Origin of the sequence: Mesorhizobium sp. M7A.F.Ca.CA.002.09.1.1 (genome assembly GCF_003998555.1) — a bacterium.
Taxonomy (GTDB): Bacteria; Pseudomonadota; Alphaproteobacteria; order Rhizobiales; family Rhizobiaceae; genus Mesorhizobium; species Mesorhizobium ciceri.
The window spans coordinates 1-3751 of record NZ_RZRR01000569.1; the positions used below are offsets into that span (position 1 = coordinate 1).

Consider the following 3751-nt stretch of genomic DNA (forward strand, 5'->3'; position numbering starts at 1 on the left):
GGCGAGCAGATCGGGTGCCGCGTCGCAGATGGCGTAGAGGTCGGCATTCCCAGCCTTCACGCAGGATTGCAGATGCGCGAACTGCGCGATGGGGCCGCAGCCGAGCACACCGACCCTGAGGCGTCTGTCCTGTTTCTTGATCATCGTCTCGTTCTTCAGGCGCCCAAGCTGCGCATTGTCTGGCGGTTGGTTTTTACCGCGCCGGCGGGATCGGCGGCGGCCGTTTCGGATTCCTCCTCCAGCACCAGCCAGCCGTTGAAGCGCGGTGCGGTGTTGGCGATCTCGATCACCGCCGGCGTGTCGCAGACGCCCTTGCCGAGCATGGCCCAGCTGCCGTTGGCATCGACGTCCTTGAGGTGGATGTAGCGGATGCGGTCGCGGTAGGTGCGCAGCGTATCGGACATGTCCTTGTGGCCGCGCAGTATATGGCCGGTATCCGGTACCCAGCCGACCAGGTCGGGGTCGAGCAAGGCAAAGATCGCGTCGTAATCGGCGCGGTCGAACAGCAGCGTGTTGTGGTGCGAGCTGGGATGCACCGCGACCTGAACACCGTCCCTGCGGCCAAGCTCGCCGGCCTGGTTGTAGACCTCGGCCGCGATGGCGAACTTCTCGTCGCGCGGGCCGTCGGACACCACCGTGGCCGAGCCCATCGACACCAGCGCATTCGGGAAGGCGGCGGCGAAATCGATCCAGCGTTTGGCGGTTTCGAGGTCGGCGCCGATCTCCTCCTTCGACGTAAAACCGCTGTGCGAGCCAAAGGCGAAGGAAACCAGCGTCAGCCCCCACGCCTTCAGCGCGGCGGCGAACTCCTCCGGCTTGTTGCCATAATGTCCGATCATGGTGTCGGTGATCTCGATGCCGGCATAGCCACCGTCAGAGATCGCCCTCAGCAGATCGTCGGGGCCGCCGGTGAACCGGTCTCCCAGCATTTCCCAGGTGAAGGTCTGGCAGCCGACTTTGAGGTCTTTCACGTTCATCCTTTCAATCCTTGATACCGCTTATTGATTGATGCCACCCTGCGTCGCCGTGGGATGAACATCCTACTTGACCGAGCCCGCGGTCATGCCGGCGAGGAAGTATCTCTGGGCAACGAGGTAGATGAGCAAGAGCGGTAGCGAGCCGAGCACGCTCATCGCCATCATCTGGTTCCATTCGAAGGCATGCTGCCCCATCAACAGCTGGATGCCGATCGGGACCGTGCGCATGGACGTCGACTTCGTCAGCGTCAGCGCAAAGAGAAATTCGTTCCAGCACAACAGGAAGGTGTAGACCGACGTCGCCACGATACCAGGCAGTGAAATCGGGACAATCACCCGCCAAAGCGCGGTCCAGCTGCTGCCGCCGTCGACAGCCACGGCTTCATCGAGATCGCGGGGCAAGGTGTTCAGATATCCCGTCATCAGCAGGATCGCGTAGGGCAGCGTAAACACCAGGTAGGTCAGGATCAGTGCGACATAGGTGTCGAAGATACCGTATGAGACGACAAGCCCGAAGAAGGGGATCAAAAGTGTGATCGGCGGAATCGTCTGCGTGCTGATGATGATTGTGTTCAGGCTGCCCTTGCCGCGGAAATTGAAGCGGCTGAACCCGTAGGCCGCCAGCAAGGCGATCAGCACCGTCAGCACGGTCACCGCTCCCGCCACGAAATAGCTGTTGAAGAAGAAGCGCAGCTTTACCGGGTCGCCAAGGATGGCTGCATACGCTTCCAGCGTGAACGCCTTTGGCAGGATGGTTGGCGGCAGGGCAAAGATTTCGGTATTCGATTTGAACGAGCTGCTCAGCATCCAGTAGATCGGGAATGCCGCGAAAAAGAGCCCTGCTGCAAGCGCTACATGGAGCGCCACGGTGATCAGCCTGTCTTTCGGCGTGTGCCTTTTCCTCATGGTGATTACCGAGCCTTTTGATAGCGAATATAGAACAGCGTCAGGCCGAGAGAGATCAGCAGGATGACCACGGCGCTGGCCGAAGCCTGCGACAGGTTGTAGCTCGAAAATGCCAGCTTGTACGTGTAGGTGCTGAGGACCTCGGTCGAGTAGATCGGGCCACCGCCCGTCGTTATCCAGATTAGCGGGAAGACCTGCATGGTCCAGATGAAGTCGAGCAGCGAGATGCTGATGATGATCGGCATCAGCTGCGGAATGGTGATGAAGATCAGCTTCTGGTAGGCTTTCGCCCCGTCGATATCGGCGGCCTCGTAGAAATCCTTGGGAATGCCCTGCAAACCCGCGAGCAAACTGACCATGAAGAGCGGGTAGCCCGCCCAGATATTGGCAAAAGTGACTGCATGCAGCGCGGTCTCAGGCGAGGAAAACCATTCGACCTTGGAACCGATGATGCCGATTTGCATGAGAATACTGTTCACGACACCGTTCGGCTCAAGCAGGAGGCGCCAGATCACGGCGATGATCACCGCGGTGAACAGCCAGGGCAGTATGTAGAGCACACGCAGAATATTGCGCAGCGTCGGATTGATGCGGTCGCTGTTCAGCATGAGCGCGAAGACCATGCCGATGGTCATGTGGAAAATGACACTCATGCATGTGAAGTAGAGCGTGTGCCACAGCGAAGCCCAGAACACGGGGTCGTCGAAGATCGCCTGGTAGTGCTTCAGTCCGGCAAAGGATGGGTCACGACGCAGCACCGCGCTGTTCTGGAACGAGTAGGCAATCACCGTCACCATCGGCAGCAGCATCAGGAGCCCGACTATGAGCAGCGCGGGCGACAGATAGAGGTAGGGTGCGACCGCTCGTTTGAGCTTGTGGTGGGAGCGCTTTTGCCGGGTCATGTGCCAACCTTGGGATACGCCTTCAAGGGAAGGTAAGCTTTCGAAAACAAGTCCACTCAGAATGCCGATCCGTTGTTGCCGGGTGGCCTGCCCGAAGTCAGGTCACCCGGTCGAAGACAGCAAACGGGAACAGGCCGATCAGAATTTCGCCATCCAGCCCTTCTGAGCGGCGGCGGCGGCTTGTTCCGGAGACTGCTCGCCGGCGAGCATCTTCTGGGCTTGCACGTCGAACTGGGTCATCAGGTCTTCAGCCACCGGCAGGCCCGTGAACTCATTGGCGAGATGACCGGTCTTGAAGATTTCAAAAGCCTTGCCGAAAGCCTTGTCCGAGGTCACGAAATCGGGCTTGGCGTTGACGTTGCCCGGGAAGGCGTTTGCAAGCGACACGAGCTTGGCGTTGACCTTTTCACTCATCAGATATTGGACGAGTTTCCAGGCCTCTTCCTGATGTTTCGAAGCCGCAGAGATGCCGATGCCCCAGGAGGCATAGGGAAGGCCGCGCTTGCCGGTATAGTTTTCCACGACAGGGACCGGGATGAGGTCGAAGTTCAGCTTGGGATTGCGCTTGCGGATGAGGTTCACATGCGCGAGCGAGTCGATCATCATCCCGACGCGGTTGTTGACGAACTCCTCGACCTTTTCCTGCTCGGTCTTGGTGGCGATGCCGGGCGAGATGGTGCCGGCGTCATTGAGTGATTTGACGAAAGTGAGCATATCCACCACCGGTTTGCCCTCAAGGTCCGGCTTGCCGCTCGCCATCATCGACTGGCCCGAAGCCCAAACCCACGACATCATGTCGTTCTGGACGCCGGATGGCGTTTGCAGCGACAGGGGCAGCACCCAGCCATACTGGTTCTGGTCGGCGTGCGTCATCTTCTTGGCGGCTTCGAGAAACTCCGCACGGGTCGACGGCAGCTTGGTCACGCCCGCCTTGGCGGCGAGGTCCAAATTCACGAAGACCGGATA

Annotated in this window: 4 protein-coding genes and 1 pseudogene; all 5 read right to left on the minus strand. The window is 59.6% G+C overall.

What is annotated here, in order from left to right:
* Positions 1-144: pseudogene (locus tag EN994_RS22115) on the minus strand (gfo/Idh/MocA family oxidoreductase); the annotation flags it as partial.
* A gap of 11 nt (positions 145-155) precedes the next feature.
* On the minus strand, positions 156-977 hold the full coding sequence (locus tag EN994_RS22120; protein WP_063167590.1) for a sugar phosphate isomerase/epimerase: 822 nt from the start codon (positions 975-977) through the stop codon (positions 156-158).
* Between the two features lie 63 nt (positions 978-1040).
* The gene (locus EN994_RS22125; protein WP_013532946.1) at positions 1041-1883 is read right to left on the minus strand and encodes a carbohydrate ABC transporter permease; all 843 of its coding nucleotides are present in this window, start codon (positions 1881-1883) and stop codon (positions 1041-1043) included.
* A 5-nt stretch (positions 1884-1888) separates the two neighbouring features.
* Positions 1889-2785: a sugar ABC transporter permease gene (locus tag EN994_RS22130; RefSeq protein WP_063167589.1), complete on the minus strand. Its 897-nt coding sequence runs from the start codon at positions 2783-2785 to the stop codon at positions 1889-1891.
* A gap of 138 nt (positions 2786-2923) precedes the next feature.
* The coding region (locus EN994_RS22135) for an extracellular solute-binding protein (RefSeq protein ID WP_127307808.1) at positions 2924-3751 on the minus strand (828 nt) is incomplete at its 5' end.

Coding starts and splice junctions, on each gene's coding strand:
- EN994_RS22130 (WP_063167589.1), bottom strand. CDS start 2,785: ATGACCCGGCAAAAGCGCTCCCACCACAAGCTCAAACGAGCGGTCGCA.
- EN994_RS22120 (WP_063167590.1), bottom strand. CDS start 977: ATGAACGTGAAAGACCTCAAAGTCGGCTGCCAGACCTTCACCTGGGAA.
- EN994_RS22125 (WP_013532946.1), bottom strand. CDS start 1,883: ATGAGGAAAAGGCACACGCCGAAAGACAGGCTGATCACCGTGGCGCTC.